The sequence below is a fragment of the Pseudomonas fluorescens genome, from assembly GCF_902497625.1.
Lineage (GTDB): Bacteria > Pseudomonadota > Gammaproteobacteria > Pseudomonadales > Pseudomonadaceae > Aquipseudomonas > Aquipseudomonas fluorescens_BQ.
The window spans coordinates 122054-141287 of the sequence record NZ_CABVGX010000003.1 but is presented as its reverse complement, the minus strand read 5'-3'; the positions used below and the strand labels follow the sequence as shown (position 1 = coordinate 141287).

The 19234-nt window shown below is 59.3% G+C and carries 17 protein-coding genes; 9 read left to right on the top strand and 8 right to left on the bottom strand.

The window, feature by feature from the left end:
• Window positions 1-1317: an MFS transporter gene (locus tag F8N12_RS03265; RefSeq protein ID WP_224787662.1), complete on the bottom strand. Its 1317-nt coding sequence runs from the start codon at window positions 1315-1317 to the stop codon at window positions 1-3.
• 452 nt (window positions 1318-1769) lie between these two features.
• Here F8N12_RS03265 and quiC point away from each other — a divergent pair, with 452 nt between their 5' ends.
• A complete protein-coding gene (gene quiC / locus F8N12_RS03260; protein ID WP_150579145.1) occupies window positions 1770-3671 on the top strand; it encodes a 3-dehydroshikimate dehydratase QuiC in 1902 nt (633 codons plus the stop codon).
• Between the two features lie 101 nt (window positions 3672-3772).
• Window positions 3773-4450: a TetR family transcriptional regulator gene (locus tag F8N12_RS03255; protein WP_150579144.1), complete on the top strand. Its 678-nt coding sequence runs from the start codon at window positions 3773-3775 to the stop codon at window positions 4448-4450.
• 74 nt (window positions 4451-4524) lie between these two features.
• Here F8N12_RS03255 and F8N12_RS03250 read toward each other — a convergent pair whose 3' ends face one another.
• The 4 genes from F8N12_RS03250 to F8N12_RS03235 all read right to left on the bottom strand — a co-directional run bounded on the left by F8N12_RS03250 (window position 4525) and on the right by F8N12_RS03235 (window position 9135).
• The gene (locus F8N12_RS03250; RefSeq protein ID WP_150579143.1) at window positions 4525-5379 is read right to left on the bottom strand and encodes a shikimate dehydrogenase; all 855 of its coding nucleotides are present in this window, start codon (window positions 5377-5379) and stop codon (window positions 4525-4527) included.
• 187 nt (window positions 5380-5566) lie between these two features.
• Window positions 5567-6478: a LysR family transcriptional regulator gene (locus F8N12_RS03245; RefSeq protein ID WP_150579142.1), complete on the bottom strand. Its 912-nt coding sequence runs from the start codon at window positions 6476-6478 to the stop codon at window positions 5567-5569.
• Window positions 6479-6763: 285 nt separating this feature from the next.
• Window positions 6764-7843, bottom strand: coding sequence for a tRNA (uridine(54)-C5)-methyltransferase TrmA (gene trmA, locus F8N12_RS03240; RefSeq protein WP_150579141.1), 1080 nt, complete (start codon window positions 7841-7843; stop codon window positions 6764-6766).
• The gene (locus tag F8N12_RS03235; protein WP_150579140.1) at window positions 7840-9135 is read right to left on the bottom strand and encodes an NCS2 family permease; all 1296 of its coding nucleotides are present in this window, start codon (window positions 9133-9135) and stop codon (window positions 7840-7842) included. The genes trmA and F8N12_RS03235 overlap by 4 nt, the downstream gene beginning before the upstream one ends.
• Before the next feature lie 221 nt (window positions 9136-9356).
• On the opposite strand from F8N12_RS03235, the gene F8N12_RS03230 reads away from it, so the two are divergent.
• Window positions 9357-9803, top strand: a complete 447-nt coding sequence (locus F8N12_RS03230) for a DUF4879 domain-containing protein (RefSeq protein WP_150579139.1) — start codon at window positions 9357-9359, stop codon at window positions 9801-9803.
• Between the two features lie 68 nt (window positions 9804-9871).
• Complete coding sequence (locus F8N12_RS03225; RefSeq protein ID WP_150579138.1) at window positions 9872-10423, top strand: DJ-1 family glyoxalase III; 552 nt, start codon at window positions 9872-9874, stop codon at window positions 10421-10423.
• A gap of 6 nt (window positions 10424-10429) precedes the next feature.
• On the opposite strand, the gene F8N12_RS03220 is transcribed toward F8N12_RS03225, so the two are convergent.
• Both F8N12_RS03220 and F8N12_RS03215 read right to left on the bottom strand, forming a co-directional pair.
• The gene (locus tag F8N12_RS03220; protein WP_150579137.1) at window positions 10430-10717 is read right to left on the bottom strand and encodes a HigA family addiction module antitoxin; all 288 of its coding nucleotides are present in this window, start codon (window positions 10715-10717) and stop codon (window positions 10430-10432) included.
• A gap of 13 nt (window positions 10718-10730) precedes the next feature.
• Entirely contained in the window at window positions 10731-11009 is a 279-nt protein-coding gene (locus F8N12_RS03215; RefSeq protein ID WP_150579136.1) for a type II toxin-antitoxin system RelE/ParE family toxin, read from the bottom strand.
• A gap of 200 nt (window positions 11010-11209) precedes the next feature.
• On the opposite strand from F8N12_RS03215, the gene F8N12_RS03210 reads away from it, so the two are divergent.
• Genes F8N12_RS03210 through F8N12_RS03200 form a run of 3 tightly spaced genes read left to right on the top strand, consistent with a single transcriptional unit; the run spans window position 11210 to window position 14927 of the window.
• Window positions 11210-11743, top strand: a complete 534-nt coding sequence (locus F8N12_RS03210) for a (2Fe-2S)-binding protein (RefSeq protein ID WP_150579135.1) — start codon at window positions 11210-11212, stop codon at window positions 11741-11743.
• The gene (locus F8N12_RS03205) at window positions 11740-12726 is read left to right on the top strand and encodes an FAD binding domain-containing protein (protein ID WP_150579134.1); all 987 of its coding nucleotides are present in this window, start codon (window positions 11740-11742) and stop codon (window positions 12724-12726) included. Before F8N12_RS03210 ends, F8N12_RS03205 begins: the two co-directional genes overlap by 4 nt.
• On the top strand, window positions 12726-14927 hold the full coding sequence (locus tag F8N12_RS03200; protein ID WP_150579133.1) for a xanthine dehydrogenase family protein molybdopterin-binding subunit: 2202 nt from the start codon (window positions 12726-12728) through the stop codon (window positions 14925-14927). The genes F8N12_RS03205 and F8N12_RS03200 overlap by 1 nt, the downstream gene beginning before the upstream one ends.
• Here the strand turns inward: F8N12_RS03200 and F8N12_RS03195 are convergent.
• Window positions 14924-16162, bottom strand: coding sequence for an MFS transporter (locus F8N12_RS03195; RefSeq protein WP_150579132.1), 1239 nt, complete (start codon window positions 16160-16162; stop codon window positions 14924-14926). The genes F8N12_RS03200 and F8N12_RS03195 overlap by 4 nt on opposite strands.
• Window positions 16163-16709: 547 nt before the next feature.
• Here F8N12_RS03195 and F8N12_RS03190 point away from each other — a divergent pair.
• Together F8N12_RS03190 and cydB are read left to right on the top strand one after the other, a co-directional pair.
• Window positions 16710-18158 carry a cytochrome ubiquinol oxidase subunit I gene (locus F8N12_RS03190; RefSeq protein WP_150579131.1) on the top strand — a complete coding sequence of 483 codons (1449 nt, stop codon included), beginning with the start codon at window positions 16710-16712 and terminating at the stop codon, window positions 18156-18158.
• Between the two features lie 3 nt (window positions 18159-18161).
• Window positions 18162-19169, top strand: a complete 1008-nt coding sequence (gene cydB / locus F8N12_RS03185; protein WP_150579130.1) for a cytochrome d ubiquinol oxidase subunit II — start codon at window positions 18162-18164, stop codon at window positions 19167-19169.
• Window positions 19170-19234 lie beyond the last annotated feature (65 nt).

Sequence of the window (19234 nt, the reverse complement as noted above, 5' to 3'; positions counted from 1 at the left end):
TTACTCGGTAACAGCAGGAATCTTGCGCGGTGCCATGAAGTACATCCAGATCAGCGCGATGAAGTACATCGCCGGAATCATGGTGAACAGCACGGTGTAGTTGTTATTGGTGATGGTCAGAATATGGCCGACCAACTGGGTCATGAACATGCCGCCAATCGCGGCACACATGCCGCCGAAACCGAACACCGTACTCATCATGTGCTTGGGCGTGTAGTCCATCACCAGGCTCCAGATGTTCGCGGTCCAGGCCTGATGCGCGCCGATGGCCAGTGATATGGCCGCAACGGCTACCCAGAGGTTGCTCGAACCGGCGGCCATGACCACGCCAATGATGCAGCAGGCAAACAGGAACATGGACAGCAAGCGCGCCTTGATCGGGTTCATCCCGCGCCCGATCATGAACGAAGACAAGATCCCGCCGCCGACGCTGCCGAAGTCGGCTGTCAGGTAAATGATGATCAGCGGGATACCCATCTGCGTCACGTTAATGCCCAGGTTGTATTGCTGATTGAGAAACGGCGGCAACCAGTACAGGTAGAACCAGAACACCGGCGCCGTCAGCGAGTAGGCGAGGGCGAACGCCCAGGTGCCACGCATGCGCAGGATTTTCGAGAACGGCACGCGGGATTGTTCCGGTTCGACTTCCTTCTGGATGTAGTCCAGTTCCGATTGTTTGACGCTTGGGTGATCTTCCGGATTGAAATATTTCAAGCCCCAGAACAGCAACCAGATGCCGCCCAGCGATGCCATGCACAGGAACGCGGCCTGCCAGCCCCACACCTGCAGAATCAGTGGCAACAGCATCGGCGTGAACATGGCCCCGACGTTGGTGCCGGCATTGAAGATGCCGGTGGCCACTGCGCGTTCGCCGGCCGGGAACCACAGCCGCGTGGTTTTCACGCAGGCCGGGTAATTGGCGGCTTCGGTCAGGCCGAGGATGAACCGGCACACCATGAAGCCGACGGCCGATGTCGCCAGGCCATGAGCGCCAGTTGCCAGGCTCCACAGCAGCACGGCGCAAAAGAACACGCGCTTGACGCCGACACGATCAATAAAGCGCCCTTGCAGCACAAAACCGATGGCGTAGCCGACCTGAAACCAGAAGTTGATATTGGCGTAATCCATCGCCGTCCAGCTCATCTCCTTGGCCAGGATGGGCTGCATGACGCCCAGAGCGGCGCGGTCGATGTAGTTCAAGGTGGTCGCGAAAAACACCAGCGCCAGCATGCCCCAGCGGGTCTTGCCGACGGCCATGGCGCCGCGGATCTTGTCGCCGATTCCGGCTGTGGCAGGTGTCATGGAGGGATGCTCCATGGGAGAGCTTTGAGAAGGAGTCATGTAGGCCACCGATTATTTTTATGTGGTGTTTTGGGTCTTTTGTCACTGAGGCCACTGCTCGTGACCTGACTCAATGTGCGGTTGATGGTGCGCAGTGAACAAAAAATCGTCAATTCGCCAAGGACCATTGTGTTCGATAATCGCACGCAAAACTAACTGGGTAGTACACTTTAAATTGCTGTGTGGAATTCCGCAGCCAATAATTCGTCCTAAGACAAACGACAAGCCTGTAGCAGCTGGCGAAGCCTGCATTCGGCTGCGAAGCAGTCGTAAACCCTGAGCTCACTGTTTACCTGAAACACCGCCGCGCTTGAATTCACGACTGCTTCGCAGCCGAACGCAGGCTGCGCCAGCTGCTACAGGTTTCCAGTGGCGACAGCCAGCGGCATTGCCTCCAACAAGAATGTCCCACCACCGGGAGTCGAAACATGCAGCGTTCCATTGCCACCGTTTCCTTGAGCGGTACCCTGCCGGAGAAACTCGAGGCCATCGCCGCCGCCGGTTTCGACGGGGTGGAGATTTTCGAGAACGACCTTCTCTACTACGACGGCAGCCCGCGAGAAGTTAAGCAGATGTGCGCCGATCTCGGGATCGCCATTACGCTGTTTCAGCCCTTCCGCGATTTCGAAGGCTGCCGCCGCGATCGACTCTCGCGCAATCTGGAGCGGGCAGAGCGCAAGTTCGATCTGATGCAGGAGCTCGGCACCGACCTCGTCCTGGTTTGCAGCAACGCTTCGGCCGACGCCCTCGGAGATGAACGGATTCTCGTCGACGACATGCGCCTGCTAGCCGAACACGCCGCTGCGCGCGGCTTGCGTATTGGCTATGAAGCTTTGGCGTGGGGCCGACATGTGAACACCTGGCAGCAGGTGTGGAACATCGTCCGTCAGGCTGATCATCCCAATCTCGGGGTGTTGCTGGACAGTTTTCACACGCTGTCGCTGAAGGGCGATCCGAGCGCCATCGCCGAGATTCCCGGCGAGAAGATCTTCTTCGTGCAGATGGCCGACGCGCCGATTCTGGCCATGGATGTGCTCGAGTGGAGCCGACATTTCCGCTGCTTCCCTGGCCAGGGCGAATTCGATCTGCCGGGGTTTCTCGCACCGATCATCAAAAGTGGCTACACCGGACCGCTGTCGCTGGAAATCTTCAACGACGGCTTCCGCGCTGCACCGCCCCGGGCTAACGCGGCTGACGGTTTGCGTTCGCTGCTGTACCTCGAAGAAAAAACCCGCGAGCGACTGGCGCAAGAAGCCAAACCGACGATTAATCCCGAGATTCTGTTCGAGACGCCCAAAGCCAGCGAATACAACGGCATCGAGTTTCTCGAGTTCGCCGTAGACGAAAGCCTCGGCGCGAAACTTTCCCACTGGCTGGAGCGGCTGGGTTTCGTCAAAGCCGGGCAACATCGCTCCAAGAGCGTGAGCCTGATGCGCCAGGGCGACATCAACCTGATCCTTAATTCCGAGCCTTATTCGTTCGCCCACAGTTTCTTCGAAGCGCATGGCCCTTCGTTGTGTGCAACGGCGGTGCGGGTGACCGACAGTGCGAGCGCGTTGGCGCGGGCGGTGGCTTATAAGGGGCAGCCGTATCGCGGACTGGTCGGCCCCAATGAACTGGAGCTGGCCGCCGTGCGTGCGCCGGATGGCAGCCTGATCTATCTGGTTGACCAGCACGCCGATGTCTACGGCACGGATTTCAATCTGCAGCCGGGCGCCACTGCTGGCGGCGGACTGAAACGCATTGATCACATGGCCATGGCGCTGCCGGCCGACAGCCTCGACAGTTGGGTGCTGTTCTACAAGAGTTTGCTGGATTTCGAAGCCGACGACGAAGTGGTGCTGCCGGACCCGTACGGCCTGGTGAAAAGTCGTGCGCTGCGCAGTCGGGACAGTTCGATCCGCTTGCCGCTGAACATTTCCGAGAACCGCAATACCGCGATCTCACACGCGTTGTCGAGTTACCGCGGCTCCGGCGTGCATCACATCGCGTTCGATTGCGAAGACATTTTTGCCGAGGTCAGCCGGGCCAAGGAAGCCGGCGTGCCGCTGCTGGACATCCCGCTCAACTATTACGATGACCTCGCTGCACGCTTCGATTTTGATGATGAATTTCTCAGCGAACTGGCCTACTTCAACGTGCTTTACGACCGCGATGCACAGGGTGGCGAATTGTTTCACGTCTACACCGAGCCGTTTGAAGGTCGTTTCTTTTTCGAAATTATCCAGCGCAAGAACGGTTACGCCGGCTATGGCGCAGCCAACGTTGCCGTGCGACTGGCGGCCATGGCCAAATCCCGCAGCGGCGCGATCCGCCAGGCCAAGTTGTAGGTATTTCGTAACCGTGAGTTGAAAGCCTGGCTGCACGGCTTCCTTCACTGTGCGGTGCGGCCCATAATCGCCAGTCTGTGCAGTGATGGCCGTGGCCCCCAATGACGATAATTTCAGAACTCTCCGCAGCGCCCGAGGCTCCCATGGCGGAGCCTCGCAAGAGTCGCAAAAACAATCCGGAAAAGACCCGCGAGAACATCCTTCAGGAAGCCATCGTGGAGTTCGTGCAGCAGGGCCTTTCCGGTGCGCGCGTCGATGCCATCGCCGAGCGCATTCACACCTCAAAACGGATGATTTATTACTACTTCGGCAGTAAGGAGCAGCTGTACGTCGAGGTGCTGGAGAAACTCTACGGCGATATTCGCAACACCGAGAACCGCCTGCACCTGGCCGAACTCGCGCCGCTGGACGCCATTCGGCGGTTGGTGGAGTTCACTTTCGATCACCACGATCGCAATGTCGATTTCGTGCGTATCGTCAGCATTGAAAACATTCACAACGCCGAATACGTAAAGCGTTCCGATGCGATCAAGGCGATGAACAACACGATTCTGGATTCACTGGGCGTGATCCTGCGTCGCGGTGTCGAGACCTGTCTGTTCCGCGCAGGGCTTGAGCCGTTGGACGTGCATCTGCTGATCACCTCGTTCTGTTTTTATCGGGTCTCGAACCGCCACACGCTGGGCGAGATTTTCCAGATCGATCTACCCGATGAACAGATCAAGCAACGTCATCGCGAGATGATTTGTGAGTCGGTGCTGCGATACCTGCAGGCCTGAGCGCCCTGGCGATAGCGATTTGAGGCGGCCATCGCCAGCAAGCCGGCTCCTGCGGGGTGGGGGCTTGATGCCCTTCAGCCATTCATGCTTTGAAAATGCGCGAGCATCCGCTGCGCATCCGGCACCACGCCGCTGAACAATTCGAATGCCTTCACGGCTTGAAACACCGCCATGTTGCCGCCGTCCAGCGTTCGGCAACCTAACGCGCGGGCGTTGCGCAGCAGTTCGGTTTCCAGCGGGAAATAAACGATTTCGGCCACCCACAAGTGCGCCCGCAACAACGTGGCAGGCACCGGCGTCCCCGGTAATTTCTGCATGCCCATGGGCGTGGTATTGACCAGGCCATCGGCCACAGCCATCGCGCCTGACAGGTCATGCCCTGCCACGGCCCGCCCTGGGCCGAAATGTTGGTTGAGGTTGTCAGCAAGACTCTGCGCGCGGTGGATGTCCACATCAAAAATGCTCAGCAGCTGAACGCCTTCGCTGAGCAATGCGTGGGCCACCGCCGCACCGGCACCACCGGCGCCCATCTGGACGACACGCTCCACGGCAACGCCCGGTAACCCGCGCCGAAAACCCTCAGCGAAACCCAGACAATCGGTGTTGTGGCCGATGCGCTTGCCATTTTTGAGTACCACGGTGTTCACCGCACCAATGCCCTGCGACTCCGGCGACAGTTCATCGAGCAACGGGATGATCGCCTGTTTGCAGGGAAATGTGATGTTGAGACCGGTGAAGTCCATGCGCTCGGCGGCCAGCAAAAGGTCGGGCAGGGAGGCGCTGTCGAGCTTCAGTTGATCGAGGTCGATCAGGCGATAGAGGTAACGCAAACCCTGTGCGTCGCCTTCGCGCTCGTGCAATGCCGGGGTGCGCGAGGCCTGTATGCCGGCGCCGATCAGCCCGGCCAGGATGGTTGTATTGCGATTCATGAGGGGTGCCTTTGCAGGCCGTTGAGCACCAGCACGATAAGGGCCATCGTGAATATCTCCGTTTATTGTTTTTGGAATCGGCTTGATTTCAGCCTGTGGAGATAAATTGTACTAGACGGTTAATTTGGTCAATCAAACCGACGTTGCCTCAAGCGTTTGTGTGCGGTGATCGGACGCTATGGGCGATTCAACGCGGTATCTGTTCAACCAGGAAATCGATGAACGCCCTTACACGCAGGGGCATATGTCGACTTTGCGGATAGAGCAGCGTGAACGGGCGCGAGCGTCCGCCATAAGGTTTGAGAATTTCCACCAGCGAGCCATCGGCCAATTCCTTCTCCACGATAAAACGATACGTCTGAAACAATCCGGCGCCATGTTTTGCCAACGTAACGCCACCCAGAACGTCGTCGGAGCAACTGAGATTGCCTTCGGCAAGAATCTCGCGCTGTTCGCCTTCGTCGTTGAACAACCAGGCAATCCGCCGACCGCTACTGGGCAGCTCGTACTGGATGCATTCGTGGTGTTTAAGGTCGTCCAGGGCCTGCGGCACACCGGCGCGCCTCAGGTAGTCGGGGCTGGCAATCATCACCAGCGCGGCATCTTCGAGGTGCCGCGCTATCAGCCCGGAATCCGGAATCGCCCGCACGCGAATGGCGATGTCGTAGCCTTCGCCGACGAAATCGATGTTGCGGTTGCTGATGTGCGACTCGACTTTTACCTGCGGGAAGCGCTCGCGAAACGCCGGCAACAACGGAAGGATCCGGTGATGGCCGTAAGTCGTTGGAATACTGATGCGCAGCGTCCCTGAAGGCTCTTGTTGCTGCCCCATGATTTCGCGTTGCGCTTCGACCAGTTGCGCCAGCGCCTGGCGACACTCTTCGTAATAACGCCGACCGCTGTCGGTCAGTTTCACGCTGCGAGTGGTGCGCGCGAACAGCCGCACGCCAAGGCGTTCTTCCATGCGTGAGACCGAGCGGCTTACGGCAGCCGGCGTCACCCCTGCCACCAGCGCCGCAGCGGTAAAACTGCCGGCCTCGGCGGCGAGGCAGAACAGTTCGATGCTGCCGAGCTGAAGATCGTCGAAGGTTCGCTGCATGGATGATTGCGCCGGAAGGATCAGATAAAGGACATGGGAATGTGTTTATCAAATTGGCGAAGGGAATGCTTACCCTTTTTCCAGGAGCAGAGGCAATGCCTCCAGGATCAGCTGCCAACCCTGGAGGCCGGGACAGCGTCCACTGTCGGATTTCCCAAGGAAATTCGGGCTTGGCGGGCTCCCCACAAAAAAGCCCTGCAAGTTTAAACCTGCAGGACTTTTCGGTCAGGCAGACCCTCTGATCAGGCCTTCCTGGTGACGGCTGTTTGTCTAACTCAGTGCCAATCAACGCCGGGTCAACAACACTCCGGATTCCATGTGATGGGTCCACGGGAACTGGTCGAACATCGCGCAGCGTGTGATGCGATGGGTGTCGTGCAACTGGGCAATGTTAGCGGCCAGGGTTTCCGGGTTGCAGGAAATGTACAGAATGCTATCGAAACGTCGCGTCAGTTCGCAGGTGTCCGGGTCCATGCCCGCGCGCGGCGGGTCGACGAAGACGCTGCCAAACTCATAGCTCTTCAGATCGATGCCCTGCAGGCGGCGGAAAGGACGCACTTCGTTCAGTGCTTCGGTCAGCTCTTCGGCAGACAAGCGCACCAGGGTCACGTTATCCACAGCGTTTTCGCTGAGATTGCTCAGCGCCGCGTTGACTGAGGTTTTGCTGATTTCAGTCGCCAGCACTTTGCGCACGCGAGTGGCGAGGGGCAGGGTGAAGTTGCCGTTGCCGCAATACAGCTCCAGCAAATCATCGGTGCGATCGCCCAGTGCTTCGTACGCCCAATTGAGCATCTTCTGATTCACCGTGCCGTTGGGCTGGGTGAACGCGCCTTCCGGTTGGCGATAGCTGAAGGTGCGACCGCCGACTTCGAGCCGCTCGACTACATAGTCGTGACCGATTACTTCGCGCTTGCCCTTGGAGCGACCGATGATGCTGACGTTCAGGTCCGCCGCGAGCTTCGACGCCGCCACGTGCCAATGCTCATCGAGCGGGCGGTGATAGCACAGCGTGATCATCGCATCGCCGGCCAGCGTGGTCAGAAACTCCACCTGAAACAGCTTGTGGCTGAGCGCCGCGCTGGCCTGCCACGCCGCTTTCAACCGGGGCATCAGCTCGTTGATGCGCAGGCTGGCGATCGGGAATTCTTCGATGAGGATCGGCGTACGTTTGTCTTCCTGGGAAAACATCGCGTAGTGGCGATCGCCGGCCTCGCGCCACAGGCGGAATTCGGCACGCAGGCGGAAGTTTTTCAGCGGCGAGTCAAAGACCACTGGCTCGGGTGAATCGAACGGAGTCAGCAGATCACGCAGGCGCGTGACCTTTTCTTCGAGCTGAACGGCGTAAGCCTGAGAATCAAATGTCATGCGTTGAACCAACCCAGCTTGATCACGAACAGAATCGACAGAATCACCAGCGCCGGATTGAGCTCACGAGCGCGGCCGGACAGCAGCTTGATGGCAGTCCAGGCGATGAAACCGAAGGCGATGCCGTTGGCGATGGAATACGTGAACGGCATGGCCAGCGCAGTGACCACGACCGGTGCGGCAACGGTGATGTCGTCCCAGTCTATTTCGGCCAGGCCGGAAGTCATCAATACCGCGACGAACAGCAATGCTGGGGCCGTGGCGAAGGCTGGAACGCTGGCCGCCAATGGCGAGAAGAACAGCGCCAGCAGGAACAGAATCGCCACCACGATGGCGGTCAGACCCGTGCGGCCACCGGCGCTGACGCCGGCTGCGGATTCGATATAGCTGGTGGTGGTCGATGTGCCCAGCAGCGAGCCGGCCATGGCCGCGGTGCTGTCGGCGATCAGGGCGCGGCCCATTTTCGGCATGTGACCGTCCTTGCCCATCAGACCGGCGCGTTTGGCCACGCCGATCAGGGTGCCAGAGTTGTCGAACAGGTCGACGAACAGGAAAGCGAAAATCACGCTGACCAGACCGATGTCCAGCGCGCCTTTGATGTCCAGTTGCAGGAAGGTCGGCGCCAGCGATGGCGGCATCGACGTCACGCCGCCGAACGGGGTGAAGCCCATCACGATCGAAACTGTAGTCACGGCCAGGATGCCGATCAGCACGGCGCCGCGAATCTTCAAGGCTTCCAGCGCAACGATCAAGGCAAAACCGAGCGTCGCGAGGATCGGCGCAGGTTGTTTCAAGTCACCGAGGCCGACCATGGTGGCGGGGTTGCTGACCACGATGCCGGCGTTGTGCAGGGCAATCAGCGCCAGGAACAGGCCGATACCGGCGGCAATCGCCGAGCGCAACGGCAATGGAATGCTGTTGATGATCCATTCGCGGATGCGAAAGATCGACAACAGGAAGAACAGCACCGCCGAGATAAACACCGCGCCCAGCGCCACTTGCCAGGTATGACCCATGTGCAGCACGACGGTGTAAGTAAAGAAGGCGTTCAGGCCCATGCCCGGCGCGAGGGCGATCGGGTAGTTGGCGATCAGGCCCATCACGGCCGAGCCAATGGCGGCTGCCAGGCACGTCGCCACGAACACCGCACCCTTGTCCATGCCGGTCTCGCCGAGGATGCTCGGGTTGACGAACAAGATGTAGGCCATGGCCAGGAAAGTCGTGACGCCCGCAAGAATCTCGGTGCGCACATTGGTGTTGTGTGCCTTGAGTTGAAACAGCCTTTCCAGCATGTCTGCTCCCCGTGGCGCGCCCGGCGCCGTGAATGTATCGACTTCAACAGCAAAGCACAGCGCACTGATCGCGCCTGTTATTTTCTGTGGGTCGGAAAAAGCCGCGCATCATACCAGCAGCGTGGGGCTGTGGCTGCTGATGGCTGCGTTCGTCGTCGATGTTTTGCGTTAAAGCCAAACGCGCCATACTGCCCGCTGGTTTTTGGAACAGTGGGTCGTGCATGAAAAAGCGTCTGTTTGGCGGATTCGGTCTGGTGATCGCTCTGTTGCTGAGCGCACAAAGTGCGTCAGCGGCCTCGGCGGCCGCGTTGAGTCAGCTCAAAGTGCTCAAGGTCGAATCGCCTGCTTGCGGGTTTGAAGACATTGCACCCGGACAGGAACGCACGCGCTGCGATCACAATGGGCCGAACATCAAGGTCTACGTGCTGGAAGTCGGCTACGGCCGAAAGGCCCATATCGGCCTGGACGGTTTCGAAGTCAGCGGCACGCGAACGCCGGTTTGCGCATTTGATAACGGCAATCTGACTGAATGCACGGCCGGCAGGAAAACCGTCGGTTATCTGTACGTTCTCGATCTGGCGGGCAAACAGGAAGGCACGTTCACGTTCAGCAACACGTCGATCAACGCCCCGGGCAACACGATGTCGACGCAGCTTTACATCAAGTAACGGCCGGGCGCGAACAAGGGTCAGGAAAGCTGACTACGCTCTAAAGATCATTCCGTGGACTTTCGCACATGACCTTTAGAGCCTTGATTACCCTCGCCGAGGGCATCGATGACCTGCAAACCGTGACCTTGATTGACGTGCTGCGCCGCGCCCAAGTGGAAGTCGTGGTCGCCAGTATCGAGCGACGGCGCATGTTGACCTGTGCCCGCGGCACTCGCTTGACTGCCGACGCGATGCTGGTGGATCTGCTCGCGCAGCCGTTCGACCTGATCGTCCTGCCCGGCGGTGCCGTTGGCGCGCAGCATCTGGCGGCCCATCAACCTTTGCAGCAACTGATCAAGGATCAAGCGGCGGCCGGGCGTCTGTTCGCCGGCATCGCCGAAGCTCCCGCGCTGGCGCTGCAAGCCGCTGGCGTATTGCGTCAGCGCCGCATGACCTGTCTGCCGAGCACCAGTCATCAACTTTCAGGCTGCAGTTTCGTCGACCAACCAGTGGTGGTCGATGGCAACTGCATCACCGCGCAAGGCTCCGGCGCAGCCCTGGATTTTGCCCTGACGCTGGTCGAGCAATTGTGCGGCAAGGCCACGCGGACGACGGTTGCGGCGGGGTTGCCGGTATAACAAGTGTCAGGCGTGGACAGCGATCGGTTTGATGATCGGTTGCTCACGGTGCTCTGCCTGCCACAGGTCGTAATCGGTCTGAACGCCTAGCCACATCCTCGCCTTGCCGATGCCTGCACGCTCCAGACGCACCGCCAGGTCGGGGCTTATCGGCGCATGACCGTGCAATACACGCGAGAGATGCGGGCGCGCAAACCCTAAATGACGGGCCAGCTCAGTAACGCTAATACCCAGCTCAGGTATTACGTCTATCAATAAGGTTTCGCCGGGATGTGGCGGGTTGTGCAAGGGCATAGCCAGCCTCCTGTCAGTGGTAGTCCAGATAGTCGACCAACTCGATATCCGAACCGATAAATCGAAAAATAACTCGCCAGTTTCCCGAAACACTCAGTGACCAATACTCAGTCAGTTCGCCTTTGAGCGGATGCAGTCGCCATCCCGGCAGATCAATGTCGTCTGGCACCTGTGCACAGTCCATGAACTGCAGCATTCGAGACAGGCGCTTGACATGGTCGGCGCGGATTCCCCGCGTTGAACCCGTTTCGTAAAAGGCACGAAGGCCTTTGTGCTTAACCGATTTGATCATGCATGGGAGTGTAAGGCGATACATTACACTTGATGCGTTATTTATGTACCGCACTTTGTCGGTAAAAACATGCTTGGAGCCGTTCCGAGATCTGTATCGCCCATCAATCCCCTTGAACGCTCACAAAACCACGAAGTCGTACCCCTTATGACGGCGGTTTGCCAAAACGCCGCGAACATATGACCAACCGTGAGGTGTTTATGAGCGTGACCACTCCCGACGTGGCACAACCGGCGTTCGTCCGCCACCCGCTGAAACTGACGCTTAATGGTCAGGAACGTCAGCTCGATGTCTTGCCTTGGACTACATTGCTCGACCTGCTGCGCGAGCAACTTGACCTGATCGGCACCAAGAAAGGCTGTGACCACGGCCAGTGCGGCGCCTGCACGGTATTGCTCAACGGCAAGCGCGTAAACGCCTGCCTGACGCTGGCGGTGATGTGTGACGGTGCTGAACTGACCACGGTTGAAGGGTTGGCGGACGGTGATCAACTGCATCCAATGCAACAGGCCTTTATCAAACACGACGCCTTCCAGTGCGGTTATTGCACTCCCGGGCAGATTTGTTCCGCAGTTGGCCTGGCCAACGAGGGAAGGGCGCAGACCACCGAGCAGATCAAGGAATTGATGAGCGGCAACCTGTGCCGCTGTGGGGCCTACAGCAATATTCGCGATGCCATCGAAGAGGCGCTTCCTGCCTGCCGTCAACGCGCCGGGCAAGGAGGTGAGCAATGAATCCCTTTCAGTACAGCAAACCGGATTCGGTGCAGAGCGCCGTTGATCTCGCCGGGCCCGCGTCGCGATTCATCGCTGGCGGGACCAACCTGCTGGATTTGATGAAAGAAAATATCAGTCGCCCTGAGCATCTGATCGACATCACCGGGCTGCCGTTGCGGGAAGTGGCGGAGACGGACAGCGGCGGTGTGATGATCGGCGCTCTGGTGAGCAACGCCGATCTCGCCTGGCACCCGTTGATCGAACAGCGTTACCCATTGCTGTCGCAAGCGATCCTGGCCGGCGCCTCGCCGCAACTGCGCAACATGGCCAGCACCGGCGGCAATTTGCTGCAACGCACGCGCTGCTATTACTTCTACGATGCCAACGTGCCCTGCAACAAGCGCGAACCGGGCAGCGGTTGCCCGGCGCGGGACGGGCTGAACCGGATCCACGCCATCCTCGGTGCGAGTGCGCAATGCGTTGCCACTCATCCGTCCGACATGTGTGTGGCGCTGGCCGCGCTGGACGCGGTGGTTCATGTGCAGGGTCGTAATGGCACGCGCAGCATCGCCTTCGCCGACTTCCATCGCTTGCCGGGTGATTCGCCGGAGCGCGATAACCAGTTGGCCGATGACGAGCTGATCACCGCCGTCGAATTGCCTGCCGCAGGCTTTGCCGAAAACAGCCATTACCTGAAAATTCGCGACCGGGCGTCTTACGCGTTCGCGCTGGTCTCGGTGGCCGCTGCGCTGGACATCAGCGGGTCGGTCATCGGTAAGGCGCGATTGGCACTGGGCGGCGTGGCGCACAAACCGTGGCGCGACATGGATGTGGAAAAGTGGCTGGTGGGCAAACCGGTCAGTGAAGAAACCTTCGCCGCCGCTGCCGATGCGTTGCTACAAAACGCCGAACCGCTAGAGCACAACGCTTTCAAAGTGAAACTGGCGCGCCGGGCTATCGTCCGCGCCCTGAGCGAAGCCGCGCTGGGAGGGCACGCCTGATGAATACCTTCACAAAACCAATGGGCCAGCCGCTGGACAGGGTCGACGGCCACTTGAAAGTCACCGGTCAGGCTCGCTATGCCGGTGAGTATCCCGAGGAAGGCCTGCTTCACGGCAGCGTTGTCTCCAGCTCGATCGCTAGCGGGCGCGTGCTCAGCATTGATGCCTCGCAGGCGCTGGCTCTGCCAGGCGTCATCGCCGTGATTGATCACACCAACCGGCCGAAAATCGCCAGTTACGATGAAAGCTACGACGACGCTGATTCGGCCGAAGGTTCGCCATTCCGTCCGCTGTACAACGACCGCGTGCTGTACAGCGGTCAACCGCTGGCGCTGGTAGTGGCTGACAATCTCGAGCTGGCGCGCTATGCCGGCTCGTTGGTAAAGATCGATTACGAAAGCGAGTCACATCAGACCGATCTATTGGCGCTGCAGGACGAAGCCCATCCGGCCCCGGCCGAACTGCCCAAGCCCCGTGGGAATTTTCCGGCCGAGTTTGCCGGCGCGGCGTTGAGTCTCGATCTGAATTACAGCACGCCGATCGAACACCACAATCCAATGGAGCCGCACGCCAGTACCGTGCTGTTTCAAGCGGATGGCAGTTTGCATATCCACGACAAGACCCAAGGCCCGCAGAATTGTCAGTCCTACGTGCAGAAAGTCTTCGGTCTGGAGAAAGAGCAGGTGAGGATTTTCGCTGCCTATGTCGGTGGCGCATTCGGATCAGGCTTACGTCCGCAATATCAACTGCCGCTGGCGGTGATGGCGGCGTTGCATCTGAAGCGTTCGGTGCGTGTAACGCTGACGCGCCAGCAGATGTTTACGTTCGGCTATCGCCCTCGCACGCTGCAGCGTCTGCAATTGGGCGCGGCTGCCAATGGTCGCTTGCTCGCGGTCGGTCATACGGCTATCGGCCAGACTTCTCGTTTTGAAGATTTTACCGAGCACGTGGTGGAGTGGAGCGGCATGCTTTACCACTGCGACAACGTGCAATTGACTTACAAACTGGTGCCGCTGGACGTGTTCACGCCTTTGGACATGCGCGCCCCGGGCGCAGCGTTGGGCTTGATCGGTCTGGAATGCGCCATGGACGAACTGGCCTGTGCCTTGGCGATTGATCCGGTGCAGTTGCGCCTGGTCAATTATGCCGAGCGCAATCAGAACGAAGACAAACCCTATTCCAGCAAAGAGCTACGTGAGTGCTATGCCCAAGGCGCCAAGCGCTTCGGCTGGGATCAGCGTGACCCTGAACCGCGCAGCATGCGTCAGGGCCATCAGCTGGTTGGCTGGGGCATGGCCGGCGGCGTTTGGGAGGCCATGCAACAAAAGGCCAGTGCCAAGGCCAGTCTTGATCAGCATGGCAAACTGACCGTCAGCAGCGCGACGACGGACATCGGCACAGGAACTTACACGGTGATGACGCAAATCGCCGCGCAAGCGTCAGGCATTGCCGTCGAAGACGTCACCTTTGTCCTCGGCGATTCCTCGCTGCCAACGGCGCCGTTGCAGGGCGGGTCGTTTACCGTGTCTTCGGTCGGCACGGCGGTGCAGCAGGCCTGCGAAGCGTTGAAGGAGAAGTTGCTGGCAGTGGCGCGGCAAACTGTGCCGGCCTTCAGCGCTGTGACCTCGGAACAAGCAGTGTTCGAAGACGGCATGCTGACTTTCGCAGACGCGAGCATCGCCCTGGCCGAGCTTGCCCGCAACAGCGGGGAAGAAAAGCTGGAGGCGCAGGTCGATGCCGAACCGGACAAGAAGCGCGAAGCCTATGCCACGGCCACCCATTCGGCGGTGTTCGTCGAGGTATTGGTGGATGAGCACTTGGGCACGGTGAAGGTTAACCGGGTGGTCAGTGCGATCGCGGCGGGCCGGGTGGTCAATCCGAAGATGGCGCGCAGCCAGATTCTCGGCGGTGTCGTCTGGGGCATTGGTATGGCGCTACACGAAGAAACGCAGACCGACCACACGCTGGGCCGTCACATGAACCACAGCCTGGCCGAGTACCACATCCCGGTGAACGCGGACATTGGCGACATCGATGTGCTGTTCGTCGAAGAACACGACGAAATCGTCAATGCCCTGGGTTCCAAAGGTGTTGGCGAAATCGGCATCGTCGGGGTAGCGGCAGCGGTGGCCAATGCGATCTATCACGCTACCGGCAAACGGGTGCGGGACTTCCCTATCACACTGGATAAGCTGCTTTAGGCTTTTACTTCCTCGAGCGGCTCGTGCATGCGGTCGCGGTTGGCCAGGGTCGGGAACAATTTGATCCAGACTCCGGTAACCACCAGCGTGCCGATGCCGCCCATCACCACCGCCGGGACCGTGCCGAACCAGTGCGCGGTCACGCCCGATTCAAATTCGCCCAATTGATTGGAAGCGCCGATGAACAGCCCGTTCACGGCGCTGACCCGGCCGCGCATTTCGTCCGGGGTTTCCAGTTGCACAAACGAGGCGCGGATCACCATGCTGATCATGTCTGCCGCCCCCAGCACCACCAGCACCGCCAGAGAAAACCAGAACGACGTTGACAGGCCGAAGGCGATCGTCGCGACGCCAAACACGCCGACGGCGGTGAACATCACCCGACCCACCTTTCGATCCACTGCGAAACGCGCCAGCCACAGTGACATCAGCAGCGCGCCAACGGCCGGTGCCGAACGCAAAAGGCCTAAGCCCCACGGCCCGGTCAGTAGAATATCCTTGGCGAACACCGGCAGCAGCGCCGTCGCACCGCCGAGCAACACGGCAAACAGGTCGAGGGAAATTGCCCCGAGAATGTCCGGGCGGCTGCGGATGAAACGGATGCCAGCCAGCAGCGAGTCCAGAGTTGCTTTGCCCTTGTTCAGCGGTGTCTGTCGCGCGGGCAGGTTGAGCATCAACAGGCAGGCAATCACGTAGAGAATCACCGTCGGGCCGTACACCCAGACGCTGCCAAAGGCATAGAGCAAACCACCAATTGCCGGGGCTACGATGGTTGCCGATTGCTGCGCCGACTGCGCGGCAGCCACTGCGCGAGGGAACAGCGCTTTGGGCACGATGCTCGGTAACAGGGCCTGCGTAGTCGGCATCTCGAACGATCGCGCGGCACCCAGCAGGAAGGCGAGGATGAAGATCATTTCACGCGTGACGTTATCGGTCGCGCTGCCGATCACCAGCGACAGGGCGATCAAGGCTTGCAGCGACTGGCAGATGGCGGCGACCTTGCGCCGGTCGTAACGGTCGGCCACATGCCCGGTGTGCAACATGAACAGCACGCGCGGGGCAAATTCGACCAGGCCGACCAGACCGAGGTCGAGCACGTTGCCGGTCAGCTGATAAAGGTTCCAGCCAATGGCGACCGTGAGCATTTGAAAGCCGCTGGCGGTGAATACCCTGGCCAGCCAGAACGCGATAAATGGGCGGTGATGACGTAACAGCAGCGGCGCTTGGCTGGGCATCGGTGTTCAATCTGAATGAAGGAAAGGGCGACATTATCACCAACCTGTAACCAGAAGTTGCGAGCGCAGCGCATTTGATGACCAAACGCCGAAGGCTGTTCTGCTTGTGTAGCAGCTGCCGAAGGCTCGGGCCGCGTTCGGACGTCCGGCTGCGAAGCAGTCGCCCCAGATATCGCTCGACTGGTTGAAACACCGCTACCGAACGCAGCCTTCGGCAGCTGCTACGTCGGACGCAGCCTTCGGCAGCTGCTACGTCGGACGCAGCCTTCGGCAGCTGCTACCTAGGTGCATCCCCGTTGATGAGGCAACCTGTCACGCGGCAATAGACCACACCGCCCATCGTCGAATTTGGGACTACTCTTTCATGGTTGCTTGATCCAGATCAAAACCGCACAGGAATTTGATCCGGCGGCCAATCGGCCAGACTCCCCGCGTTGTGATGTTGGTAAAAAAAGAACGAATTCATATTCGCCACACTCCATATCCGTGGGGGCAGTGGGTGCAGGCCACAAGCCTTCAGCCGGTATTACCTGACAGAGGAAGATTTATGTTCGGTTTGGAGGCGCTCGATCTCGCCCGAATTCAGTTCGCGTTCACCATCTCGTTCCACATCCTGTTCCCGGCCATCACCATTGGTCTGGCGAGTTACCTGGCGGTACTTGAAGGTTTGTGGCTGAAAACCAACAACAACACCTATCGTGACCTGTATCACTTCTGGTCGAAGATTTTTGCAGTCAACTTCGGCATGGGTGTGGTTTCAGGGCTGGTGATGGCCTATCAATTCGGCACCAACTGGAGCCGCTTCTCTGACTTTGCCGGCGCCGTGACGGGGCCCTTGTTGACATACGAGGTGCTGACTGCCTTCTTCCTCGAAGCCGGTTTCCTCGGCGTCATGCTATTTGGCTGGAACAAGGTGGGGCGCAACCTGCACTTCTTCTCCACCGTCATGGTCGCGATTGGCACGCTGATTTCGACCTTCTGGATTCTCGCGTCGAACAGCTGGATGCAAACCCCGCAGGGCTTCGAGATCATCAATGGCCAGGTCATCCCGACTGACTGGTTTGCGGTGATCTTCAACCCATCGTTCCCGTACCGCCTGGCGCACATGGCAACTGCGGCGTTCGTGGCGACGGCATTCTTCGTAGGTTCCTCGGCGGCCTGGCACTTGCTGCGCGGTCGTGACAACCCGGCGATCCGCACCATGCTGTCGATGGCCATGTGGATGGCCCTCCTCGTAGCGCCTATTCAGGCGGTAATCGGCGACTTCCACGGCCTCAACACGCTCAAGCATCAACCGGCAAAAATCGCTGCAATCGAAGGCCACTGGGAAAATCACGGCGACGAACCGACCCCGTTGATCCTGTTCGGCTGGCCCGATATGAAGGAAGAGCGGACAAAATTTGCCGTCGAGATTCCGTACCTGGGCAGCTTGATCCTGACCCACTCGCTGGACAAACAGGTGCCGGCGCTCAAAGACTTCCCACCGGAAGACCGGCCGAACTCGACGATCGTTTTCTGGTCGTTCCGGATTATGGTCGGCCTGGGCATGCTGATGATCTTCACCGGTTTGTGGAGCCTATGGCTGCGCAAAAGTGACGCGCTTTACACCTCGCGGCCCTTCCTTTATCTGGCCCTGTGGATGGGGCCGTCCGGGTTGATCGCAATTCTCGCTGGCTGGTTTACCACCGAAATTGGTCGACAGCCGTGGGTGGTTTACGGGTTGATGCGCACGGCCGATGCGTCATCCGGGCACAGTTTCATGCAGATGAGCATCACCCTGATCATGTTTGTGGTGGTCTATTTTGCACTGTTCGGCGCCGGTCTGAGCTACATGATGCGCCTGGTGCGCAAAGGTCCGGTCACTGATGAAGGCAAGGAAACCAATGATGGCGGTCCGGGCCAGAAACGTACGCCTGCACGTCCACTGTCCGCTGCCGATGAAGATAATGGGGTAGGCGACGCGGACGACCGTACCCACCTGACCAAGGAGAATTGAATAATGGGTATCGATCTTCCGCTGATCTGGGCCGTTATTATTATCTTCGGCATCATGATGTACGTGGTCATGGACGGTTTTGACCTGGGCATCGGGATTCTTTTCCCGTTCGTCAAAGGCAAAACCGACCGGGACGTGATGATGAATACGGTGGCGCCGGTCTGGGACGGCAATGAAACCTGGCTGGTGCTGGGCGGCGCTGCGTTGTTCGGCGCGTTTCCGCTGGCTTATTCGGTCGTGCTTTCGGCGTTGTACCTACCGCTGATTTTCATGCTGATGGGTTTGATCTTTCGCGGTGTAGCGTTCGAGTTCCGCTTCAAGGCGAAGGACGAAAAGCGCCACTTGTGGGACAAGGCATTCATCGGCGGGTCGATTGCGGCGACGTTCTTTCAGGGTGTTGCGTTGGGCGCGTTCATCGACGGATTCGAGGTGGCCAACCGGCAATTCGTCGGAGGCTCCCTAGCTTGGCTGACGCCGTTCACACTGTTTTGCGGCTTGGCTTTAGTGGTTGCCTACGCCTTGCTGGGTTGCACCTGGTTGATCATGAAAACCGAAGGCAAATTGCAGAAGCAGATGCACGATATCGCCAGGCCTTTGGCGTTTGTGGTGCTGGCAGTCATCGGTATCGTCAGTATCTGGACGCCGCTGACGCACGCGGATATCGCTGCTCGCTGGTTCACCCTGCCAAACCTCTTCTGGTTCCTGCCGGTGCCGATTCTGGTTTTGGTGACGATGTATGGTCTGCTGCGCGCTGTGGCGCGCCATGCCAATTACACGCCGTTCCTCTTGACGTTGGTGCTGATCTTCCTTGGCTACAGCGGTCTTGGCATCAGTCTGTGGCCGAACATCGTGCCACCGTCCATCTCGATCTGGGATGCTGCAGCACCGCCGCAGAGCCAGGGTTTCATGCTGGTGGGGACGCTGTTCATTATCCCGTTCATTCTCGGCTATACCTTCTGGAGCTACTACGTGTTCCGCGGCAAGGTTACCCATGAAGATGGTTATCACTAGCCGACCTGTGGGAGCGAGCCTGCTCGCGATGGCGTCCCGAGGGCGCCAACGACCTTTGAAGAGGA